The following is a 20,665-nucleotide window of genomic DNA, read 5'->3' on the forward strand; positions in this document are numbered from 1 at the left end:
TGCCGACGCCGTCCGGCGTCGGCACGGGCCCGCTCGCGGTACGGCGGCGCCGGGTGGTCAGGACTCGAAGGTCGCGGCCAGCGCGTCGGCCAGCCCCGGGACCAGGTCCCGGCCGGTGAGGACCTCGGTGTCCTCGTCCTTGGCGCGCAGCCGCACCGCGGCCTCCCGCTCGCCGCCGCGCAGCACGCCCACGGTCATGCGGACCTCCTGGCGCTCGGGGTGCTCCGCGACCCACTTGGTGAGCGCGTCGATGTTCTCCTCCTCGCGCAGCTCGTCGGGGACGGCGGCCTCCGCGTCGGGCGAGAGCATCAGCCGCTCGACGGTGAGCGCGCAGCCGACGACCGCGTCGGGCCAGGCGATGGTGCCGAGGAACTCGTCGAGCGGGGCGTCCGGCGGCAGCTCCTCCTGCTCCACCGGGGTCAACGAGCCGCCGATCGGCTCCTCCTGCGCGGGGTCGAGGCCGAGGCGGTCGGCGAGGGAGGGCTCCTCGGAGCGGAGGCGGGCGGTGTCGACGAGGGCGAAGAGGCGGGCGGGCTTGTCCCAGCCGAGTCCGGAGACGTAGCCGTCGATCTCCAGCACGGCGCGGGTGAGCGGTGCGGTGGCCATCTGACCTGCCCCGGACGGGGCGGAGTGGGTGTTGTCCATGTCTATATCGTGCCGTGACCCACCCCGGGAACGGGAACTGAGTAAAGCTTGAGTAAGTTACTAGGGTGGGCTTCCCCTAGCCCAGATTCATCCGCTGCGAATCTCAGAGGTGCGCACCTTGGCTTTCCAGATGCCGGACCGGGGCTCGGGCGGCCCCAAAGGTCCGAACGGGCCCAGAGGCCCACGTGGCCCCGGAGGGCCGGGCGGGTCAGGAGTACCGCGGTTCACGGTCGGGCGTCCGTCGAGGGGCGCCAAGACGCTGTTGATCACCGCGGCCATCCTTGCCGGCCTGGCCATTCTTTTCGCAATGTTCGCCGGGTTCTGGACGGACCTGCTGTGGTACCAGTCCGTGGACTACACGCGGGTCTTCACCACACAGCTGTTCACCCGGATCGGACTCTTCGCCGTATTCGCCGTCCTCATGGCGCTGGCGGTCGGGTTCAACATCTGGCTGGCTCACCGGATGCGTCCGCCGCTGAGCGGGATGTCGCCGGAGCAGCAGAACCTCGACCGCTACCGGATGAGCATCGCACCCTACAAGAAGTGGGTGCTGATCGCCGTCTCGGTGCTGGTCGGCCTGGTCGCGGGCGGTTCCGCGGCCGGTCAGTGGCGTACCTGGCTGACCTGGGTCAACGGCACGTCCTTCGGCGTGACCGACGCCCAGTTCGGCCGTGACATCTCCTTCTTCGCCTTCGACCTGCCGTTCTACCGCTTCCTGCTGGGCATCGGTTTCGCGCTGGTCGTGGTCTCGCTGATCGCGGCGGCGGTGACGCACTACCTCTACGGCGGGATCAAGGCGTCCAGCCCGGGCAACCGGATCACCGCGGGCGCCACCGGCCACCTCTCGGTGCTGCTCGGTCTGTTCGTCTCGCTGAAGGCCGTCGCGTACTGGTTCGACCGGTACGGACTCGCCCTCAAGAGCAGCGACTTCCGCAACGCCGACGGCTGGACGGGTCTGCGGTACGTGGACGCCAACGCCTACCTGCCGGCGAAGACCATCCTCACCATCATCGCGATCATCTGCGCCGTGCTGTTCTTCGCCACCCTGTGGCGGCGGATGTGGCAGCTCCCGGTGATCGGTCTGGGCCTGATGGTCCTCTCCGCCGTGCTGATCGGCGGGGTCTACCCGGCGCTGGTGCAGCAGTTCCAGGTGCGCCCGAACCAGCAGGCGGTGGAGACGCCGTACATCGAGAAGCACCTCGCGGCGACCAAGGAGGCCTACGGCATCGACCAGGCCGAGAAGGAGTCCTTCGGGCGCCAGGAGGCCGCAGCGGTCACCGACGAGAACCGGCAGGAGCTGCGCAACAGCGTCAGCGAGGCCGCCTCGATCCGCCTGGTCGACCCGAACGTGATCTCCCCGGCCTTCCAGCAGCTCCAGCAGATCCGCGGCTACTACCAGTTCGCGAGCACGCTGGACGTGGACCGGTACCCGTCGGCCGACGGCGAGGGCGACCAGGACACCGTCATCGGTGTCCGTGAGATCAACATCGAGCGGCTGCCCGACCGAAACTGGATCAACGACCACTTCCGCTACACCCACGGCTTCGGCGTGGTCGCGGCCAAGGGCGACGAGATCCTCGGCAACGGCACCCCCTCCTTCACCGAGAAGGAGCTGCCGCCCGTCGGTGACCTCGGCGAGTACGAGCCGCGGATCTACTTCGGCGAGGCGACCAACCACTGGTCGATCGTCGGCGGCCCGCAGCCCGAGCTCGACTACATCCGCGGTGACAGCGGCACCGACGAGGAAGCGGCCGACGAGGCCGCGGACGAGGCCGCCGAGGGCGAGGGGACCGAAGGCGACGGCGACGCCGCCGAGGGCGAGGGCGAGGGCGGCTCCGAGGAGCCCACCGAGGAGCAGCCCGCCAGCTCCGGCGAGGAGCAGGACTACAGCTACACCGGTGAGGGTGGTGTCGAGCTGAACAACTACTTCCGCCGCGCCGCCTACGCCCTCACCATGGGTGAGCCGCAGATCCTGTACTCCGGCGCCATCGGCGACGGTTCGAAGATCCTGTACAAGCGCACCCCGCAGGAGCGCGTCGAGGCCGTCGCCCCGTGGCTCTCGCTGGACGGCGACCCCTACCCGGCGGTCGTCGACGGCCGGGTGCTGTGGATCGTGGACGCCTACACCACCTCCAACGGCTACCCGTACTCCTCCCGCACGGTCCTGGACCAGGCGACGGAGACGGCGCTGACGGACGCCCAGCGGCAGGTGCTCGCGCAGCAGAACCAGATCAACTACATGCGCAACTCCGTCAAGGCGACGGTGGACGCGTACAGCGGTGAGGTCGTCCTCTACGAGTGGGAGGAGGACGAGCCCGTCCTCCAGACCTGGAAGAAGGCGTTCCCGGGGACGGTCACGCCGAAGGACGAGATCAGCGAGGAACTGCTGGCCCACCTCCGGTACCCGCAGGACCTCTTCAACGTGCAGCGCGACCTGCTCCAGCGCTACCACGTGGACAGCGCGAGCCTGTTCTTCGCGGGCGGTGAGCGCTGGGTCGTGCCCCAGATGCCGGGTGAGTCCTCGGGCACCGTGGTGCCCTCGTACTACCTGTCCATCCGGATGCCGGACCAGGACCAGCGGAGCTTCTCGCTGACCACCACGTTCAACCCGCGCGACCGTGAGACGCTCGCCGCCTACATGGCGGTGGAGGCCGACGCGAGAAGCGACGAGTACGGCAGGATGCGCATCCTGACGCTGCCCAACAACACGACCACACCCGGTCCGCAACAGGTGCAGTCGAGATGGAACGCCGAGCCGGACATCGCGCAGCAGATCAACCTGCTGACGCGGGGCGACTCCCAGGTGGACTACGGCAACCTGCTGACGATCCCCCTGGGCGAGGACGACCTGCTCTACGTCGAGCCGCTCTACGTCCGCGGTGCGGGCGCCAACTATCCGCGCATGCAGATGGTGCTCGCCTCCTACGGGGACGAGTTGGCGTTCGAGCCGACACTGGGCGAGGCGCTGGACGTGCTGTTCGGTGTCACCGAGTCCGGCGACGAGGTGGAGGCCACTCCGCCGACCGACCCGGACGACCCGGACGCGGGCCAGGACGAGCAGGAGCCGGACGGCTCCGAGACGCCGGCCGAACTCGCGGGCGAGCTCTCGGAAGCCATCCAGGAGGCCGAGCAGGCCTTCGCGGAGGGCGACTGGGCCGGCTTCGGTGAGGCACAGGACCGGATCAAGGAACTGAGCCGCCAGCTCGACGAGGCGCTGCGTCCGGAGGGGTCCGACGAGGACTCCGGCGACTCCGGTGACACGCCGTCGGACGAGTGACGCCCGCGCTCGCGTGAGGTGACCACCCCGCGCTGTGGTAATGTTTCATCTGTCGCCAAGGGGAAACCCGAGGCGGGAGGGCCCCGCAAGGGGACCACGGCGCGGGGTGGAGCAGTTCGGTAGCTCGCTGGGCTCATAACCCAGAGGTCGCAGGTTCAAATCCTGTCCCCGCTACCAGTAGGACGAGGGCCCGCATCCAAGAGGATGCGGGCCCTCGTTGTGTTGTGCCCGGACATCGGGTGTGCCCGACCCGCGCTCCCGTCGGGCTCCCGGCTCCCGGATCCGGCGGGCCCGCCCGGGCCGGTCACGCCGCCGCCCGGCCACCGTGCGGCGGCCGGGCGGGGAGGCGGTACGGGGCTCCGGCCGGGGCGGGGAGCCGTCGCCGGAGGGGTCAGGCGGTCAGCAGGGCGTCGAGCTGGCTCGGGGCGAGCGCGTGCTCGATCACCATGAAGGCCGCGCCCTGGATTCCGGCGTGGCCGTCCGGCCCGGCCTGCACGATCCGCAGATGCTCGGTGGCCAGCGGCAGCGACCGCTGGTAGACGACCTCCCGCACCCCGGCGATCAGGTGCTCGCCGGCCTGCGCCAGGGCGCCGCCGATGACGACGACCGACGGGTTGATGAGGCTGACCGCGGTGGCCAGCACCTCGCCGATGTCGCGGCCGGCCTGGCGGACCAGGCGCAGCGTGGGGACGGAGCCGCTGCGGGCGAGGGCGACCACCTCGGCGCTGCCGCGGGCCGTCACCCCCTGCTCGGTCAGCCGCGCGGCGACGGCGGCGCCGCTCGCCACCGACTCCAGGCAGCCGACGTTCCCGCAGCGGCACATGACGTCGGCGACGTCCGCGTCGTGGGGGAGCCGGACGTGTCCCATGTCGCCGGCGACCCCCTGGGCCCCGCGGTGGAGCCGGCCGTCGATGACGAGCCCGCTGCCGATTCCGGTGGCGACCTTGACGAGGATGAACTGCGACTCGTCGGGCCAGTTGGTGCGGTGTTCGCCCAGGGCCATGATGTTGACGTCGTTGTCGACGAGTGTTACCGCGTCGATGCGCGAGCGGACGAACCCGGGGACGTCGAACCCGTCCCAGCCCGGCATGATCGGCGGGTTGGTCGGGCGTCCGGAGGAGAACTCGACCGGGCCGGGGAGCCCGATGCCGATGCCGAGCAGTTCGCCCGGGGTGCGCCCGAGCGCCGCCAGCAACTCCAGTCCGCGGTCCTGGAGATGGCCGAGGACGACCTCCGGTCCGCGGTCGATGTCGATCGCCTCGTCGTCCTCGACGAGCACCTGACCGGCGAGGTCGGTGACGGCGAGCTTGACGTGGGTGGCGCCCACGTCGGCCACGAGGACCACGCGCGCATCGGGGTTGAACGCGAACAGCGAGGGCGGTCGGCCCCCGGTGGAGCGCCCCTTCTCCGCGTGCCGCAGCAGCCCCGAGTTCATGAGAAGGTCCACGCGCTCGGCGATCGTGGACCGGGCGAGACCCGTCTCGGCGGAGAGCTCCGCGCGGGTGCGAGGGCGGCCGTCGCGGACGAGGTCCAGCAGTGCGGCTGTTCCGACCGTGGCGTTGACCGCGGTGAGCGGCAGCGGTCCACTGGCGGAGGTGGCGGTCATGACGTGCCTTTCCATCCGATGCCGCAGTCACGAAGGTGGGGGCGTTCACGGTACAACGCCCGGGCCTTTCTCTCTGCCGGAGCATACCTTCTGACAGGTAACGCTGAACTTTCTATTGACCCCCGGCAAAAGTGGCTCTACGTTCATCCGCCATGGGAGCCGCACACCAGGCGCCGGACGAGTCCGCAGGCGCCAGTGACCGTCAGCCACTGCTGGAGATGCACGACATCGTCAAGCACTTCCCCGGCGTCAAGGCGCTGGACGGCATCGACCTGGACGTCCGAGCCGGCGAGGTCCACTGCCTGCTCGGACAGAACGGTGCCGGCAAGTCGACCCTGATCAAGGTCCTCGCCGGTGCCCACCAGCCGAACGCCGGCCGCATCACCTGGCGGGGCGAGGAGGTACGGCTGCCGAACCCGCAGGCAGCCATCAAGCTCGGCATCGCCACCATCTACCAGGAGCTGGACCTCGTCGACGGCCTCACCGTCGCCGAGAACATCCACCTCGGCCACGAGCGCCGCAACCGCTGGGGACTCAACGCCGCCGGCGAGTCCAACGCCGCGGCCGCGGAACTCCTCGGCCGGCTCGGCCACCCCGAGGTCTCGCCCACCACCGAGGTGGGGCGGATGTCCGCCGCCGGCAAGCAGATCGTCTCCATGGCGCGGGCGCTGTCGCACGACGCGAAGCTCATCGTGATGGACGAGCCCTCCGCCGTGCTGGACCAGGAGGAGGTCGGCCGGCTCTTCCGCGTCGTGCGGGACCTCTCCGCCCAGGGCGTCGCGATCGTCTACATCTCGCACCGCCTGGAGGAGATCCGGCAGATCGGCAACCGTGTCACCGTCCTCAAGGACGGCCGCACCGTCGCCACCGGGCTGCAGGCCGAGGACACCCCCACCAAGGAGGTGATCCGGCTGATGACGGGCCGATCCATCGACTACGTCTTCCCCGACCGGGGCGCGGGCGCCCCCGAGGGCGACCCCGTGCTGGAGGTCGAGAACCTCGGCCGGACCGGCGAGTTCAAGGGCGTCGGCTTCTCCGTCCGCCCCGGCGAGATCGTCGGTCTGGCCGGCATGGTCGGCTCGGGGCGCTCCGAGATCCTGGAGACCATCTACGGCGCCCGCAAGCCCACCACCGGCAGCGTCAGCGTCGCCGGGAAGCGGCTGCGGCCCGGCCGGGTCGGGGCGGCGATGGCCGCCGGGATCGGCTTCGCCCCCGAGGAGCGCAAGAGCCAGGCCCTGGTGCTGCGCGACCCGATCTACCGCAACGTGACGATGGCGAGCCTGCCGCGGTTCTCCCGCCGCGGGTTCATGCACAACGCCGAGGAGCGCCGCGCCGCAGCGGAGCACACCGGCGCGCTGGACCTGCGCCCCAACGACGTCGACCGCGCCGCCGGGACCCTCTCGGGCGGCAACCAGCAGAAGGTGGTCCTCGCGCGGTGGCTGCTGCGCGACTGCAAGGTCCTGCTGCTGGACGAGCCCAGCCGAGGGGTGGACGTCGGTGCCCGCACCGAGATCTACGCCCTGGTCCGGTCGCTGGCCGCGAGCGGCATCGCCGTCGTCGTGGTGTCCAGCGAGATCGAGGAGGTCATCGGCCTCTCCGACCGGGTGCTGGTGATTTCCGACGGGAGCCTGGTGCACGACTGCCCGGCCGACGAGATCAGTGAGCACCAGGTGCTCGACATGGTGATGGAAGGTGAGGTGGCGTGAGCCTCCAAGCGAGTGCCGTGGAGTCCGGCGGTCAGCCGGGACCCGGCGAGGACGTGCCGGAGAAGAAGGGGTCCTCCGGGGGCGGTTTCCGCAGCCGGGCCACGGACCTGCTCTCCGGCTCCGCAGGCCGCAACCTGGGCCTGGTCATCGCGCTGCTGCTGCTGTGCCTGATCGGTCTCATCACGGCCGGCGACCGGTTCGCCAACGTGGACAACATGATGACCGTGCTGCGCCTGGCCTCGGTCATCGGCGTGGTGTCGGTCGGGATGACCTTCGTCATCACCGGCGGCGGCATCGACCTGTCGGTCGGCGCGATCGTCGCGCTCGCCTCGGTGTGGGCGACCACACTGGCGACGCAGACCATGGCGACCGACGTGCACTGGATTCTGATGGTCACCACCGCGCTGGCGGTGGGAGCGGGATGCGGCCTGGTCAACGGGTTGCTGATCGCCTACGGACGCATGGCTGCCTTCATCGTCACCCTGGCGATGCTGGCGGCGGCCCGCGGCCTGGCCGAGCTGATCGCCGACAAGAAGACGCAGGTCGTCACCGTCGGGCCGTTCCTGGACTTCTTCCGGGGATCGCTCCTCGGCGTCCCGCGGCTGGTCATCATCTTCGCGCTGGTCGCCGTGGCCGGCTGGATTCTGCTGAACCGGACCGCGTACGGGCGGCGCACCCTGGCCGTCGGCGGCAACCCGGAGGCGGCCCGCCTCGCCGGCATCAACGTCAAGCGCCACCAGACGTCGCTGTACGTCCTGCTGGGCGTGGCCTGCGGTATCGCGGCGGTCATGCTGATGGCCCGCACCACCGCCGGCACCTCCACCCACGGCACCCTCTACGAGCTGGACGCCATCGCCGCGGTGGTCATCGGCGGCACCCTGCTCAGCGGCGGCCGCGGCACCATCGTCGGCACCGTCTTCGGCGTGCTGATCTTCACCACGCTGACCAACGTCTTCACCCTGAACAACCTGGACACCTCCACCCAGGCGGTGGCCAAGGGCGCGATCATCGTCATCGCCGTGCTGCTCCAGCAGCGAGTGGCGGCGCGATCCACGCCCGGCTGACCGGGCGCGCGGTGCGCGGCCCCCTCCGGTGGCCCCGACCCGTGCGCCTCACCCCGCCCCACCCCGCCGCGCCCGCGCGGCACCCGGGCCCCGCGCCCGGGACCCCATCAGGCACCGCCCCCCCCCGGGAGTCCCCGGGACCCGCGCCGCAGCTGCGACGACTCGGCGCACCCAGGCCGCACTTGTGTTCTCGAAAGGCAGGACCGTCATGTCCGCTACCGCCAGATCACGCCGTACCCGGACGCTGACCCGCATCGGCGCCCTGACCGCAGTGGCCGCGCTGGCCGTCGGCTGCACCTCCAACACCCCGGCGGAGGAGAGCAACGGCGGTGGCGACGACGGCGGGACCACCGCCGTCAGCGCGAACGACGACCCGGGTGAGACCGTCACCATCGGCTTCTCCGGCCCCGAGGCCGACCACGGCTGGCTGGCGGCGATCAACTCGGCCGCCCGCGAGGAGGCCGACAAGTACGAGGACATCGAGTTCGACATCGCCGAGGGCACCAACGACCCCTCGGCGCAGATCGCCCACATCGAGTCCTTCATCAGCAAGGGCGTCGACGCCATCGTGCTGCTGCCCACCGACGGCGCCGCGCTGACCGAGGCCGCGACCGAGGCGATGCAGGCCGGCATCCCGGTGGTCAACGTGGACCGCGAGTTCTCCAACGAGTTCGCCGCCCGCGTCACCATCCTCGGCGACAACTACGGCATGGGCGTCTCCGCCGGCACCTACGCCTGCCAGCTGGTGGAGGAGAACGACCTCGGCGACGCCGTGATCGCCGAGATCGCCGGCATCGACTCGCTGCCGCTGACCCAGGACCGCTCCCAGGGCTTCGAGGACGCGCTCTCCGAGTGCGGCCAGGACGTGGACCGCCGGGTCGCCGCCGAGTTCACCGTGGAGTCCGGCGAGGCGGCCGCCTCCAACCTGCTCCAGGCGGCCAACGAGATCGACATCATCTGGAACCACGACGACGACCAGGGCGTCGGCGTCAAGGCGGCGTTCGAGAACGCGGACCGCGACGAGTTCTTCTTCATCGGCGGCGCGGGATCGGCCAACGCCATGCGGTGGATCGAGGCCGGCGAGATGGAGGCGACCGTCCTCTACCCGCCGACCCAGGCCGCCGACGGTGTGCGCCTGGCGCGGCTGCTCGCGCAGGACAAGGGCCTGTCCGACCTGGTCCAGGTCGAGGTCCCGCGGCGCATCGTGCTCAACGCGCCCGTCGTGACGGCGGACAACGTCGAGCAGTACATGCCCCTGGGCTTCGAGTCCTGACGAACAGGTCGGCGGTAGCGACCAGCGGCCCGACGGGCCGCGGACGGCGGAAGAGGGAGACAGGATGAGTGGCGCCGAGCGGCGGTCCATCGGTATCGGGATGGTGGGCTACGCCTTCATGGGCATGGCCCATTCCCAGGGCTGGCGCAATGCCAGGAGCTTCTTCGACCCGGCGCTGACGCCCCGGTTGGTCGCCCTCGGCGGCCGCAACCGGGCCGCGGCGGAGGAGTTGGCCAGACGGTTCGACTGGGGAGCGGTCGAGACCGACTGGCGGGAGCTGGTGGCGCGGGACGACGTCGAGCTGGTGGACATCTGCACCCCGGGCGACACCCACGCCGAGATCGCCGTCGCGGCGCTGCAGGCGGGCAAGCACGTGCTGTGCGAGAAGCCGCTCGCCAACTCCGTCGCCGAGGCCGAGGCCATGGCGGCGGCGGCCGAGACCGCCGCGGCGGCCGGTGTCCGCTCCATGGTCGGCTTCACCTACCGCCGGGTGCCCGCGGTGGCGCTGGCCAGGAAGCTGGTGGCGGAGGGCCGGATCGGGCAGGTCCGCCAGGTCCGCGCCGAGTACCTCCAGGACTGGCTGAGCGACGCCGACGCCCCGATGTCCTGGCGGCTGGAGAAGGACCGCGCCGGCTCCGGCGCGCTGGGCGACATCGGCGCCCACGCCGTCGACCTCACCCAGTTCATCACCGGGCTGCCGGTCACCGGCGTCAGCGGGCTCACCGACACCTTCGTCCCGGAGCGCCCGCTGGCGGACGGCTCCGGGACGGGCCGGGTCACCGTGGACGACTCGGCCGTCTTCCTCGCCCGGCTGGCCGGCGGCGCCCCCGCCACCTTCACCGCCACCCGGTTCGCCACCGGCCGCAAGAACGCGCTGCGGATCGAGATCTCCGGCAGCGAGGGGGCGCTCGCCTTCGACCTGGAGGACATGAACGCCCTCCACCTCTACGAGGACGCCGTGCCCTCCCGGACCCGGGGGTTCACCCGCATCCTGGTGACCGAACCCGACCACCCGTACGTGTCCGCGTGGTGGCCGCCGGGGCACATGCTCGGCTACGAGCACGGCTTCTCCCACCAGGCGGCCGACCTGCTGACCGCGATCGACGCCGGCCAGGACCCGGCGCCGTCCTTCGCGGACGGGCTCGCCGTGCAGCGCGTCCTGGCGGCCGTCGAGGCCAGTGCCGCCGCGGGCAGCGCCTGGACCACCGTCGACACCACCCCGGTCGCCCCCGCGGGGGAGACCGTCCCGAACCGAGAGCCGGAGGCAGCGCGATGAGCCGACCGATCACCCTGTTCACCGGCCAGTGGGCCGACCTCCCCTTCACCGAGGTGGCCCGACTGGCGTCGGAGTGGGGCTACGACGGACTGGAGATCGCCTGCTGGGGCGACCACCTCGACGTCCGCCGCGCCGCGGAGGACGACGCCTACCTGAAGTCCCGCCGCGACATCCTGGAGCAGCACAACCTCGGGGTGTGGGCGATCTCCAACCACCTCACCGGCCAGGCCGTCTGCGACAACCCCATCGACCACCGCCACCGCGCCATGCTGTCGGACCGGGTGTGGGGCGACGGCGACGGCGAGGGCGTCCGCCGCCGCGCGGCCGAGGAACTCCAGTACACCGCGCGCGCTGCCAAGCGGCTGGGCGTGGACACCGTCGTCGGTTTCACCGGCTCCTCCATCTGGCAGTACGTCGCGATGTTCCCGCCGGTCGGCCAGGAATACATCGACGCCGGCTACCAGGACTTCGCGGACCGCTGGAACCCGATCCTGGACGTCTTCGACGAGGAGGGCGTACGGTTCGCCCACGAGGTCCACCCCTCGGAGATCGCCTACGACCACTGGACCACGGTCCGCACGCTGGAGGCGATCGGGCACCGCGAGGCGTTCGGTCTCAACTGGGACCCCAGCCACATGGTCTGGCAGGACATCGACCCCGTCGGCTTCCTGATCGACTTCGCCGACCGGATCTACCACGTGGACTGCAAGGACGCCCGCCGCCAGACCGGCAACGGGCGCAACGGCCGGATGGGCTCCCACCTCGCCTGGGGCGACCCCCGCCGCGGCTGGGACTTCGTCTCCACCGGCCGGGGCGACGTGCCCTGGGAGCGGTCCTTCCGCGCGCTGGAGTCGATCGGCTACCGCGGCCCCATCTCCATCGAGTGGGAGGACGCCGGGATGGACCGGCTGCACGGCGCACCGGAGGCCCTGGCCTACGTCCGCAGCCAGCTCTTCCCGCCCTCCGCGGCGTCGTTCGACGCGGCGTTCAGCTCCCCGCGCGACGGCGAGGCCGGTTGAGGGCACCCCGACGTGCCGGGGCGGAGCAGCGGACCGCCCCGGCACCCTGACCCCGACACTTCGACAGCGCGTCGCGGCACACCCCGCCGCCCCTCCGGCCGCACCCGGCCGGCGCGACCCCGCAGCACCCGAGGCCACCGCACCGCACGGCAGGACAGCCGCCGGACGTGGCCGCACCCCCCCCCGAACCGCACCACTCCTGCGCGCCGGGCGGCGGTCCTCCTCTTCCCCCCCACCGGTGGACCGCCGCCCGGGCCGCGCCCCGCCGCCCGCTCGGGCAGGCCCCTTGACACCCCCACGGGAGCACCCGCTCCACCCCCCCCACACGCACGGATCACCGGTACCAGCCGCACCTCTCCCACGTCACACGCGTCAACCTCGTGTCCCCGCCCCGGGGACGGCCCCCCACCCGGACGTCGCCGAGCCGCTGCGTTCCGGGAGAAGAAGGAGTCGCCATGTGTTACGGATTCGACGGTGAGCGTCCCCTGGAACGCTCGCTCGCCCAGCGCGGGTCCTCCCGCCGCAACGTGCTCCGCGGCACGCTCGCCACGGCCGCCGCCGGCGCGGTCGCCGCGACCGGACTCGCCACCGCGGCACCGGCCGCCGCGGCCCCTGCCGCCGCACCGGCCCAGGGCCGCAGACCCTCGGGCCGGCCGCTGGTCCCGCCCGGCCAGATATCCATCCAGCTGTGGACGGTCCGCGACGACCTCAACGGCGAGCGCGGCTTCGACGCCACGCTCCGCGAGATCGCGAAGATGGGCTACCCGCGGGTCGAGCAGGCCGGGGGCTTCTTCGGCCGCTCCGCCAAGGAGCTGCGCCGGTTCTACGACCGCCTCGGCATCAAGGCCACCTCCAGCCACGAGGGGGTCAGCGAGACCAACACGGCACTGGACACCAAGATCGCCAACGCTAAGGCGCTCGGCCAGTCCTACATCAACGTGCCGTACCTCGCCTCGGAGAACGCCGACGACTGGCGGCGCTGGGCCGACCGCATGAACGAGGAGGCCGCCCGGGCCAAGCGGGCGGGGATCAAGTACGGGTACCACAACCACGCGCACGAGTTCACCGTCGACCTCGGCCGCGGTCGGACCCCGTGGTCGATCCTGACCGAGCGGCTGGACCGCCGCCTGGTGCACCTGGAGATCGACCTCTACTGGGCGGTCCGCGGCGGCATCGAGAGCGGCGACGGCGTCAAGGACCCCGAGGGCTTCGCCCTGGAGGTCATCCGGCGCGCGCCGCAGAAGACGCTCCAGTACCACGTGAAGGACCGCAACCCGGAGACCGGCGGCTTCGCCGACGTGGGCACCGGGCACATCGACTTCCCGCGGATCTTCCGTGCGCACTCCGTCAAGGAGTACATCGTCGAGAACGACACCCCCGACGTGACGCCGCTGCAGACGGCCCGCGTCGGCTACCGGTACCTCCGCGGCCCCAAGTGCCGCTGACCGGAACCGAGGACCCCCACCGGGGGGCCGGAGGGGTCCCCGCGGGCCCCTCCGGCCGAACCCCCGCCTCGCCGTCCGCATCCGGCGGAACGGCTCACCGAACCACCCTGCACGACCTCCAGGAGAGGGAACGCCCGTGATACGCAGATCCGGCCTCGTCGCCGCGGTCACCGTCCTGGCCGCCTCCATGCTCGCCCTTCCGGCCACCGCCCACCCCGGCCACGGGGACCCCGAACCGCCGCCCGCAGACTCGGAGTTCCAGAAAGTCGTCCTCAACGACATGCCGGGCGAGCCGATCGACCTCGCCGTCCTGCCCGACAAGCGCGTGCTGCACACCACGCGCGACGGGCAGGTGTGGCTGAACGACCCCAAGAGCGGGCTCAACACGCTCGCCGGCGAGCTCGACGTCTACACCAACGACGAGGAGGGGCTCCAGTCGGTCGCCGTCGACCCGAAGTTCGACGGCAAGAAGAACCGCTGGGTCTACCTCTACTACGCGCCGCCGATGGACACCCCCATCGACGACCCGTCCACCCCGGACGTCAACGAGGGCGAGGCGCCCTGGACGGGCGACCCCGAGGACTTCGAGCCCTTCAAGGGCGTCAACCGCCTCTCGCGGTTCGAGCTCAAGGGCGGCACGATCGACCTGAGCACCGAGCAGGAGATCATCGACGTCGAGCAGGACCGCGGGATCTGCTGCCACGTCGGCGGCGACATCGTCTTCGACGCCAAGGGCAACCTCTACCTGTCGACGGGCGACGACACCAACCCGTTCGAGTCCGACGGGTACACCCCGATCGACGAACGCCCCGACTCCAACCCGGCGTTCGACGCGCAGCGCGCCTCGGCCAACACCAACGACCTGCGCGGCAAGGTGCTGCGGATCAAGGTGGAGAAGGACGGCTCGTACTCGATCCCCAAGGGCAACCTCTTCAAGGCGGGCACCCCGGACACCCGTCCGGAGATCTACCTGATGGGGCTGCGGAACCCGTTCCGCATCGAGCTCAACCAGAAGACCGGCGAGCTGTACGTCGCCGACTACTCGCCCGACGCCAAGGACACCGACCCCGCGCGCGGTCCCTTCGGCCAGGGCAAGTGGTTCGCCGCCAAGAAGCCCGGCAACCACGGCTGGCCGTACTGCATCACCCCGGACCAGCCGTACATCGACTACGACTTCGCCACCGGCGAGTCCGGCGAGGCGTTCGACTGCGCCAACCCCGTCAACGACTCCCCGCGCAACACCGGTCTCACCGAACTGCCCCCGGTGGAGCAGCCCGACGTCTACTACGGCAACGAGCTCTCGGAGAGGTTCCCCGACCTCGGCACCGGCGGCGTCGGCCCGATGGCCGGCCCGGCGTACGAGTACGACAAGAAGGCCACCAAGGGCCGCAACCCGGTGGCCTGGCCGAAGCAGTACGACGGCACCCCGCTCTTCTACGAGTGGACCCGCGACTACATCAAGGGGTTCCACGTCCAGAAGAACGGCGAGGTCGCGATGGAGGACGTCGTCCCCGGCATCGACCTCAGCTCGGTCATCGACATGGAGTTCGGCCCCGACGGCGCGCTCTACATCCTCGAGTACGGCAAGGGCTACTTCTCCGAGAACGAGGAGGCCCGCCTCGCCCGCATCGACTACATCGGCAAGAAGGGCAACCACGCCCCGGTGCCGCAGGTCAGCGCCGACGTCACCGACGGCCAGGCGCCGCTGACGGTCTCCTTCTCCAGCGAGGGCACCACCGACCCGGACGGCGACAAGCTGAAGTACGCCTGGGACTTCGAGTCGGACGGGAAGATCGACTCCCGCAAGCAGAACCCGACGCACACCTACACGGAGAACGGCGTCTACCGCGCCAACCTCACCGTCACCGACGTCGGCGGCAAGCACCGCGGCAAGACGGCCTCCGCCGAGGTCCGGATCGTGGTGGGCAACGAGGCGCCGGTCGTGGAGTTCGTCACCCCGCAGACCGGTGACGAGTTCTCCTTCGGCCAGCTGGTGAACTTCGAGGTGCAGGTCACCGACGACCAGCCGGTCGACTGCAACCGGGTCACCGTGACCTACATCCTGGGCCACGACGACCACGGCCACCCGATGACCAGCGCGGCGGGCTGCACCGGCTCCATCCGCACCTCGCTGGCCGGCGGCCACGACCCCGAACGGGACAACCTGCGCGGCGTGTTCGTCGCCTCCTACACCGACCCCGGTGAGGACGGCCTGCCGCCGCTGACCGGCACCGCCGAGGTGGTGCTCAACCCGGTCGGCTGAGCCGACCCCGACCCTGAACACCGTCCCGCGGCACCCCCGCGGCTCCTGCTCCGGCAGGTGAACAACACGACGGACGAACACCGGTGACGCCGGGCGGTGATGACACCGCCCGGCGTCAGCCTTTGGGCAACAGTTCGGAACCCCGCCGCGTCCGGGGCTCATGGGATGCGTGAGACCGGGCAGCGATACTGCGAGCAAGGTTGGTCAACTGTGCTCGGCATCCGGGTTTTGACGGTTTGAATATCGGGAAGTCGACAAACCTACAAGTTACTTCTCGCGTCGCACAAACCAACGTGCACGCGGCATTCAGGTGGTGCGACGATGGACCTTATGGGGGACGTGACGAGGTTCGACAGCGGGGCTGCCTCGGCCGCGCGGGAGGGGGCACGACTGCTGCGACGCGGCGATCTCGAAGGGGCCGAGGCGCCGCTGCGCGCCGGCGCCGCCGAAGGCGACCGTTCGGCCGCCAACAACCTCGGACTCCTCCTCCACCAGACCGGCCGCACCGAAGAGGCGCTGACCTGGTGGCGCTCCGCCGCCGTCGCCGGCTCCGCCCCCGCCGCCCACGCCCTCGGCCGGGTGCAGCGCGACCGCGGCGACGAGGTCGCCGCCGAGTACTGGCTCCGGCAGGCCGCCGACGCCGGCCACGACTCCGCCGCCTACGCCCTCGCCGACCTCCTCGACCACCGCGGCGAGGACGAGGCCACCTCCTGGTACCGCGTCGCCGCCGAACGCGGCCACCGCGAGGCCGCCTACCGCTACGCCTCCCGCGCCGACGAGCCCGAGACCTGGTACCGGTTCGCCGCCGCCCGCGGCCACCGCCGCGCCGCGCTCCGGCTCGGCGCCCTGCTGGAGGAGCAGGGCCGCACCGCCGAGGCCGGCCGCTGGTACCTCGACGCCGCCGAGTCCGGCGAGCCCCGCGCCGCCTGTGCCCTCGGCTTCCTGCTGCGCGACGCCGGCGACGAGCACGGCGCCGAGCAGTGGTGGCGCCGCGCCGCCCGCGACGGCGACGGCTCCGCCGCCAACGCGCTCGGCGCGCTCCACGCCGAGCGCGGCGAGCGCGGCGAGGCGCAGCGCTGGTACCGCGCCGCCACCGAGGCCGGCGACACCAACGGCGCCTACAACCTCGGCCTGCTCAGCGCCGACCGCGGCCGCGACGGCCAGGCCGAGCAGTGGTACCGCCGCGCCGCCTACGCGGGCCACCGCGAGGCCGCGAACGCCCTCGCCGTGCTGCTGCTCCAGCGCGGCGACGAGGCCGGCGCCGAGCCGTGGTTCTCGCGCGCCGCCGAATCCGGCAGCGTGGACGCCGCGTTCAACCTCGGCATCCTCTACGCGCGGCGCGGCGACACCACCCTCGCCCGCCGCTGGTACGAGCACGCCGCCGAGTCCGGTCACGCCGAGGCCGCCCTCCAGATCGGCATGGAGCGCCTGCGGGAGAGCCGCACCGACCGCGACCGCGCCGCCGCCGTCCGCATGCTCCGGGCCGCGGCCGAGGGCGGCAGCCCGGAGGGCGCCTTCCGCCTCGCCTCCTGGTTGGAGCGCGCCGCCGCCTCCGGCGAGGTTCCCGAGGTCACCGAGGCCCGCGCCGACCGCGCGGTCGGCGGCGGTCCCGCCACCGGCACCGGCCGCGACACCGACGAGGACGGCCGGCCCGAGTACGAGCGCTGGTACGAGCACGCCGCGGAGCGCGGCCACCGCCGCGCCCAGGTGCGCGTCGGCATGGCCGCCGCCACCCGCGGCGACATCGTGGAGGCCGCCGACTGGTACCGCCGAGCCGCGGAGGCCGGCAGCAGCCACGGCGCCTTCAACCTCGGCCTGCTCCTCGCCCGCGAGGGCGCCGAGCCGGAAGCCGCCCTGTGGTGGACCCGGGCGGCGGAGGCCGGCCACGGCCGCTCCGCCCTCCACCTCGCGCTGCTGGCATCGCGCCGCGGTGACCTCGGCCAGGCCGGCGAGTGGTGCGACAAGGCCGTCGAACTGGGCCCGGACGCCGTCGCCGAGCGCGCCGGCCGCCTGCGCGACGCGCTGCGCACCGAGCTCACCGCCTGACCGGCCGCCGCGCCCGGCGCCGGTCAGGCGGGGAGAGCGGAGCTGCCCGCGCTGAGTGTGCCCGGACCTCGCCGTGGTCCCGGAGACGCAAGGTCGGACGGTCGCGCCCCTGGCGCACGGAGAAGCCCCACCGTGCTCGGCACGGTGGGGCCGTCTGCGTGGCGCACGTTCAGCGGTGGAGCGAACCCGACTTGACGCCGTTCACGAACGCGGCGAACGCGGTGACCGGAACGGCCAGCGCGGGGCCTGCCGGGTTCTTGGAGTCGCGGACGGGCACGGCGCCCGTGCTGGACACGATGCCCGGGGCCCACTCGACGCACGAGCCGCCGGTGTTGCTGTGGGAGGACGCGACCCACCGGGTCACGTCAGCCGTGGTCGTCATGGGGTGCCCTTCCGTACCTCTTCGATCGTGGCCACCGATGCCGCCTGGGAGGCGATCCGGCTGTGAGCAGTGGTAAGTCCTCGCCAGGGGACGAGTCCCTGGGTCGCGGCGAGCAACCACCCCGTGCTGGGCATGGTGGGGGCCGTCTGCGTGGCGCACGTTCAGCGGTGGAGCGAACCCGACTTGACACGGATCACGAACGCGGCGAACGCGCCCGTGGGCACCGCAAGGGTGGGCCCGGTGAGGTTCTTGGAGTCGCGCACCGACGTGACCCCGGCGAGCCCGTCTGACACCTCCAGGCAATTTCCTCCAGCCCCATCGCTGTAGGAGGACTTGAACCAGCGGAGAGACTCGGAAGTCACGGGGTTCCCTTTCGTAGCTGCTGGGCCAGGTCCACGGTGGGGCAGTCTGCGTGGCGCACGTTCAGCGTCGGAGCGAACCCGACTTGACGCCGTTCACGAACGCGGTGAATGCGGTGACCGGAACGGCCAGCGCGGGGCCTGCCGGGTTCTTGGAGTCGCGGACGGGGACGGCGCCCGTGTTCGACGCGATGCCCGGGGCCCACTCGACGCACGAATCGCCGGTGTTGCTGTAGGAGGACTTGACCCACCGGGTCACGTCAGCCGTGGTCGTCATGGGGTGCCCTTCCGTACCTCTTCGATCATGGCCACCGATGCCGCCTGCGACAGCGATCCGGCTGTGAGCTGATGGTAAGCCCTCACCAGGGGGACGACGGAAGTCAGTTCCCGGTCCAGGTACCCCTGGGTCTGTGACTGGACGTAGGAGACGACCGACCGGTCCGCGAGGGTGAGGAGGTTTACCAGCCGGTCGAACGGGCGCCGTTCACCGAGACTGTAGGGAGCGATCTGGAACACGGTGTGCGGCAGCGCGGCGAAGTCGACAAGATGTTGCAGCTGAGCGTCCATCACCTCAGCGCCGCCGATCGGCCGCCGGATGCAGCTCTCGTCCAGCACGGCGTGAATCAGGGGTGGCACGGGACGCACCAGCGCGGCTTGCCGGTCCAGTAGGAACGTGAGAGCTTCCTCGACCTGGTCGGCCGATATCACGCCTCGCTCGACGGCGCCTGCAGCCAGTGCCTGCGCGTACTCCGGGGTCTGGAGCAGTCCGGGGATCAGCCCGGCGTCGAACAGTTTGATCTCCGCCGCCCGGCCTTCCAGCCCCACGTACTCGGGGAAGCCCTGCAAGAGCACGCCGTGCTCGATCTTCCCCCATTCCCGTGCGAATGACTCTTCGGTGCCGGCCAGTCCGAACGCCACGTCAGTGGCGGTCGCGAAGCGCCGGGTTGGCGATTTATTGCCTGTTTCCACGCCCGACACATGCCGTCCCGAGTACCCCATGCGCGCGCCCAGCTCGTCCTGCAGCCACCCCCGGGCCTCTCGCAGGCTGCGCAGACGTGCGCCGAATGCCGCTTCCGGGCTCGCGTCGGGGTTCAGTTCCTTGCGGTTTACCAACGTGTTCTCCGGCGCTGAGACGTTGAAGACAGGCCAACCCTAGGCGACTCTGTGACTTCTTGGTAGTGGTATCGCTACGGAGAGGAATGGTCGTGTGTTCTGATCTTCAGTCCGGCGACGAGGGTGAGACAGAGGCTTTGCCGGTGCCTGCCCCGGCGGATGACGAGCCGGTGACTCCGACTGCCGAACTTGTCGTCAGGTCCGTGGAGTTGGGACGGGTTGTCGAAGCGCATCTGAGAAGGTTGAGGGAGCGGTGAGCGGCGGCTACCGGTTCGCCCGGTTCCCGCTCGTGCGCCGGTCCGGCCCGCTGGTCTTCCGGGTGCAGTGCGAGGTCTGTGCGGAGATCGGCCCGCAGGCGGAGACGGGGGACGCGGCCATGATGTGGGCCGTCCTCCACCTGGACGACCATCCGGGCCGCGAGCTGTTCCGCGAACTCAGCTCCACCCCGTACCGGGCGGAGCCCCGCTCGTGAGCGCCGGCCGCTACGTGGACGGCTACCACTGCGAGGTGGTCGCCCGGTCGCCGGACGCGGCAGGTGAGTGGTACGTGGCCACGACATGGGCGGACACCCCTGACGACGCGCTCGACTGGCTTCACCACCAGGCGGCCCGGCTCGCGGACGCGCTCGACGTCCCCCGGGACGACCAGTCGGCGGAGCAGTGCCAGTACACGACCCCGGTCCCCGCGGTCTTCCGCGAGTGGACGGCGGACGCCGAGTTCCGCGCGGTGCAGTGCGCCGCCCTGGCGGACGGGCAGCCGATCAGCGCCAATGCGCGCGGCCCGGATCGCGTCTGCGGTTCCGCCGACGTGGAAGTCCTTTACTCGCTGGCCGCGCGCCCGATCCTCCGTCCCGTCCTCACCTTCTTCGGGAGCAGCAGTGTCGATCCTCGATGACCCGCGCGCCGCAGCGGTGCGCTTCCCTGCCGCCGAGATTCGCACCGGCGACTTCCTGACGCTGGCCGGCTCGTGCCTGCCCGTCACCGCAGCCGCCCACCGCGGCGGCACGACGTGGCTGGAGCTCGACCGATGCGTGCGGGTACAGCTGCACTCGCTCACCGAGGTGACGGTGATCCGGCCCGTCCGCCCGGCCCGACGCGCACGACCCGTGCGGCCGGTGCGCGCCGCTTGGCCGCGCTGAACCCCCAGATCCTGCCCCTGCCGGGAGGACCAGCGGTCCTCCCCTCCGCCGTG

18 protein-coding genes and 1 tRNA gene are annotated in these 20,665 nt (G+C 71.5%); 13 read left to right on the top strand and 6 right to left on the bottom strand.

Annotated features, from left to right (window positions below):
• Positions 1–57: 57 nt before the first annotated feature.
• Positions 58–645 (bottom strand): PPA1309 family protein, encoded by a 588-nt coding sequence (locus HCN56_RS02030; RefSeq protein WP_245245825.1) that lies wholly within the window; start codon positions 643–645, stop codon positions 58–60.
• A gap of 109 nt (positions 646–754) precedes the next feature.
• On the opposite strand from HCN56_RS02030, the gene HCN56_RS02035 reads away from it, so the two are divergent.
• Both HCN56_RS02035 and HCN56_RS02040 read left to right on the top strand, forming a co-directional pair.
• Entirely contained in the window at positions 755–3,922 is a 3,168-nt protein-coding gene (locus HCN56_RS02035; RefSeq protein ID WP_312871004.1) for a UPF0182 family membrane protein, read from the top strand.
• 100 nt (positions 3,923–4,022) lie between these two features.
• Positions 4,023–4,099, top strand: a tRNA-Met gene (locus HCN56_RS02040).
• Positions 4,100–4,313: 214 nt separating this feature from the next.
• Here the strand turns inward: HCN56_RS02040 and HCN56_RS02045 are convergent.
• The gene (locus tag HCN56_RS02045; protein WP_167967688.1) at positions 4,314–5,528 is read right to left on the bottom strand and encodes an ROK family transcriptional regulator; all 1,215 of its coding nucleotides are present in this window, start codon (positions 5,526–5,528) and stop codon (positions 4,314–4,316) included.
• A 218-nt stretch (positions 5,529–5,746) separates the two neighbouring features.
• On the opposite strand from HCN56_RS02045, the gene HCN56_RS02050 reads away from it, so the two are divergent.
• The 8 genes from HCN56_RS02050 to HCN56_RS02085 all read left to right on the top strand — a co-directional run bounded on the left by HCN56_RS02050 (position 5,747) and on the right by HCN56_RS02085 (position 17,620).
• Positions 5,747–7,234, top strand: a complete 1,488-nt coding sequence (locus tag HCN56_RS02050; protein WP_167967732.1) for a sugar ABC transporter ATP-binding protein — start codon at positions 5,747–5,749, stop codon at positions 7,232–7,234.
• On the top strand, positions 7,231–8,298 hold the full coding sequence (locus tag HCN56_RS02055) for an ABC transporter permease (protein WP_376770826.1): 1,068 nt from the start codon (positions 7,231–7,233) through the stop codon (positions 8,296–8,298). Before HCN56_RS02050 ends, HCN56_RS02055 begins: the two co-directional genes overlap by 4 nt.
• Before the next feature lie 208 nt (positions 8,299–8,506).
• Positions 8,507–9,571, top strand: coding sequence for a substrate-binding domain-containing protein (locus HCN56_RS02060; RefSeq protein WP_167967689.1), 1,065 nt, complete (start codon positions 8,507–8,509; stop codon positions 9,569–9,571).
• 64 nt (positions 9,572–9,635) lie between these two features.
• On the top strand, positions 9,636–10,847 hold the full coding sequence (locus HCN56_RS02065; protein ID WP_167967690.1) for a Gfo/Idh/MocA family protein: 1,212 nt from the start codon (positions 9,636–9,638) through the stop codon (positions 10,845–10,847).
• On the top strand, positions 10,844–11,866 hold the full coding sequence (locus HCN56_RS02070) for a sugar phosphate isomerase/epimerase family protein (protein ID WP_167967691.1): 1,023 nt from the start codon (positions 10,844–10,846) through the stop codon (positions 11,864–11,866). Before HCN56_RS02065 ends, HCN56_RS02070 begins: the two co-directional genes overlap by 4 nt.
• Before the next feature lie 455 nt (positions 11,867–12,321).
• Positions 12,322–13,311 carry a sugar phosphate isomerase/epimerase family protein gene (locus tag HCN56_RS02075; protein ID WP_167967692.1) on the top strand — a complete coding sequence of 330 codons (990 nt, stop codon included), beginning with the start codon at positions 12,322–12,324 and terminating at the stop codon, positions 13,309–13,311.
• 136 nt (positions 13,312–13,447) lie between these two features.
• Positions 13,448–15,574, top strand: coding sequence for a PQQ-dependent sugar dehydrogenase (locus tag HCN56_RS02080; protein WP_312871005.1), 2,127 nt, complete (start codon positions 13,448–13,450; stop codon positions 15,572–15,574).
• Between the two features lie 330 nt (positions 15,575–15,904).
• On the top strand, positions 15,905–17,620 hold the full coding sequence (locus HCN56_RS02085; protein WP_167967735.1) for a tetratricopeptide repeat protein: 1,716 nt from the start codon (positions 15,905–15,907) through the stop codon (positions 17,618–17,620).
• A 169-nt stretch (positions 17,621–17,789) separates the two neighbouring features.
• Here the strand turns inward: HCN56_RS02085 and HCN56_RS02090 are convergent, their stop codons facing one another.
• From HCN56_RS02090 to HCN56_RS02105, 4 genes are all read right to left on the bottom strand, one after another.
• Positions 17,790–18,002 carry a DUF397 domain-containing protein gene (locus HCN56_RS02090; protein ID WP_167967693.1) on the bottom strand — a complete coding sequence of 71 codons (213 nt, stop codon included), beginning with the start codon at positions 18,000–18,002 and terminating at the stop codon, positions 17,790–17,792.
• A 161-nt stretch (positions 18,003–18,163) separates the two neighbouring features.
• On the bottom strand, positions 18,164–18,364 hold the full coding sequence (locus HCN56_RS02095) for a DUF397 domain-containing protein (protein WP_167967694.1): 201 nt from the start codon (positions 18,362–18,364) through the stop codon (positions 18,164–18,166).
• 61 nt (positions 18,365–18,425) lie between these two features.
• Positions 18,426–18,638: a DUF397 domain-containing protein gene (locus HCN56_RS02100; RefSeq protein ID WP_167967695.1), complete on the bottom strand. Its 213-nt coding sequence runs from the start codon at positions 18,636–18,638 to the stop codon at positions 18,426–18,428.
• Complete coding sequence (locus HCN56_RS02105) at positions 18,635–19,474, bottom strand: helix-turn-helix domain-containing protein (protein ID WP_167967696.1); 840 nt, start codon at positions 19,472–19,474, stop codon at positions 18,635–18,637. Before HCN56_RS02105 ends, HCN56_RS02100 begins: the two co-directional genes overlap by 4 nt.
• A gap of 253 nt (positions 19,475–19,727) precedes the next feature.
• On the opposite strand from HCN56_RS02105, the gene HCN56_RS02110 reads away from it, so the two are divergent.
• The 3 genes from HCN56_RS02110 to HCN56_RS02120 are packed head-to-tail and all read left to right on the top strand — an operon-like array spanning position 19,728 to position 20,612.
• A complete protein-coding gene (locus HCN56_RS02110) occupies positions 19,728–19,946 on the top strand; it encodes a DUF7848 domain-containing protein (protein ID WP_167967697.1) in 219 nt (72 codons plus the stop codon).
• Positions 19,943–20,368, top strand: a complete 426-nt coding sequence (locus tag HCN56_RS02115) for a hypothetical protein (RefSeq protein ID WP_167967698.1) — start codon at positions 19,943–19,945, stop codon at positions 20,366–20,368. The genes HCN56_RS02110 and HCN56_RS02115 overlap by 4 nt, the downstream gene beginning before the upstream one ends.
• Complete coding sequence (locus HCN56_RS02120; protein ID WP_167967699.1) at positions 20,352–20,612, top strand: hypothetical protein; 261 nt, start codon at positions 20,352–20,354, stop codon at positions 20,610–20,612. The genes HCN56_RS02115 and HCN56_RS02120 overlap by 17 nt, the downstream gene beginning before the upstream one ends.
• Positions 20,613–20,665 lie beyond the last annotated feature (53 nt).

The sequence above is a fragment of the Streptomyces lonarensis genome (genome assembly GCF_012033735.1).
Taxonomy (GTDB): domain Bacteria; phylum Actinomycetota; class Actinomycetes; order Streptomycetales; family Streptomycetaceae; genus Streptomyces; species Streptomyces lonarensis.

Excerpts from the sequence above, each read along its gene's own strand:
- HCN56_RS02030 (WP_245245825.1), bottom strand. The coding sequence starts at position 645 with ATGGACAACACCCACTCCGCCCCGTCCGGGGCAGGTCAGATGGCCACC.
- HCN56_RS02045 (WP_167967688.1), bottom strand. The coding sequence starts at position 5,528 with ATGACCGCCACCTCCGCCAGTGGACCGCTGCCGCTCACCGCGGTCAAC.
- HCN56_RS02050 (WP_167967732.1), top strand. The coding sequence starts at position 5,747 with ATGCACGACATCGTCAAGCACTTCCCCGGCGTCAAGGCGCTGGACGGC.
- HCN56_RS02060 (WP_167967689.1), top strand. The coding sequence starts at position 8,507 with ATGTCCGCTACCGCCAGATCACGCCGTACCCGGACGCTGACCCGCATC.
- HCN56_RS02065 (WP_167967690.1), top strand. The coding sequence starts at position 9,636 with ATGAGTGGCGCCGAGCGGCGGTCCATCGGTATCGGGATGGTGGGCTAC.
- HCN56_RS02070 (WP_167967691.1), top strand. The coding sequence starts at position 10,844 with ATGAGCCGACCGATCACCCTGTTCACCGGCCAGTGGGCCGACCTCCCC.
- HCN56_RS02075 (WP_167967692.1), top strand. The coding sequence starts at position 12,322 with ATGTGTTACGGATTCGACGGTGAGCGTCCCCTGGAACGCTCGCTCGCC.
- HCN56_RS02085 (WP_167967735.1), top strand. The coding sequence starts at position 15,905 with ATGGGGGACGTGACGAGGTTCGACAGCGGGGCTGCCTCGGCCGCGCGG.
- HCN56_RS02090 (WP_167967693.1), bottom strand. The coding sequence starts at position 18,002 with ATGACGACCACGGCTGACGTGACCCGGTGGGTCGCGTCCTCCCACAGC.
- HCN56_RS02100 (WP_167967695.1), bottom strand. The coding sequence starts at position 18,638 with ATGACGACCACGGCTGACGTGACCCGGTGGGTCAAGTCCTCCTACAGC.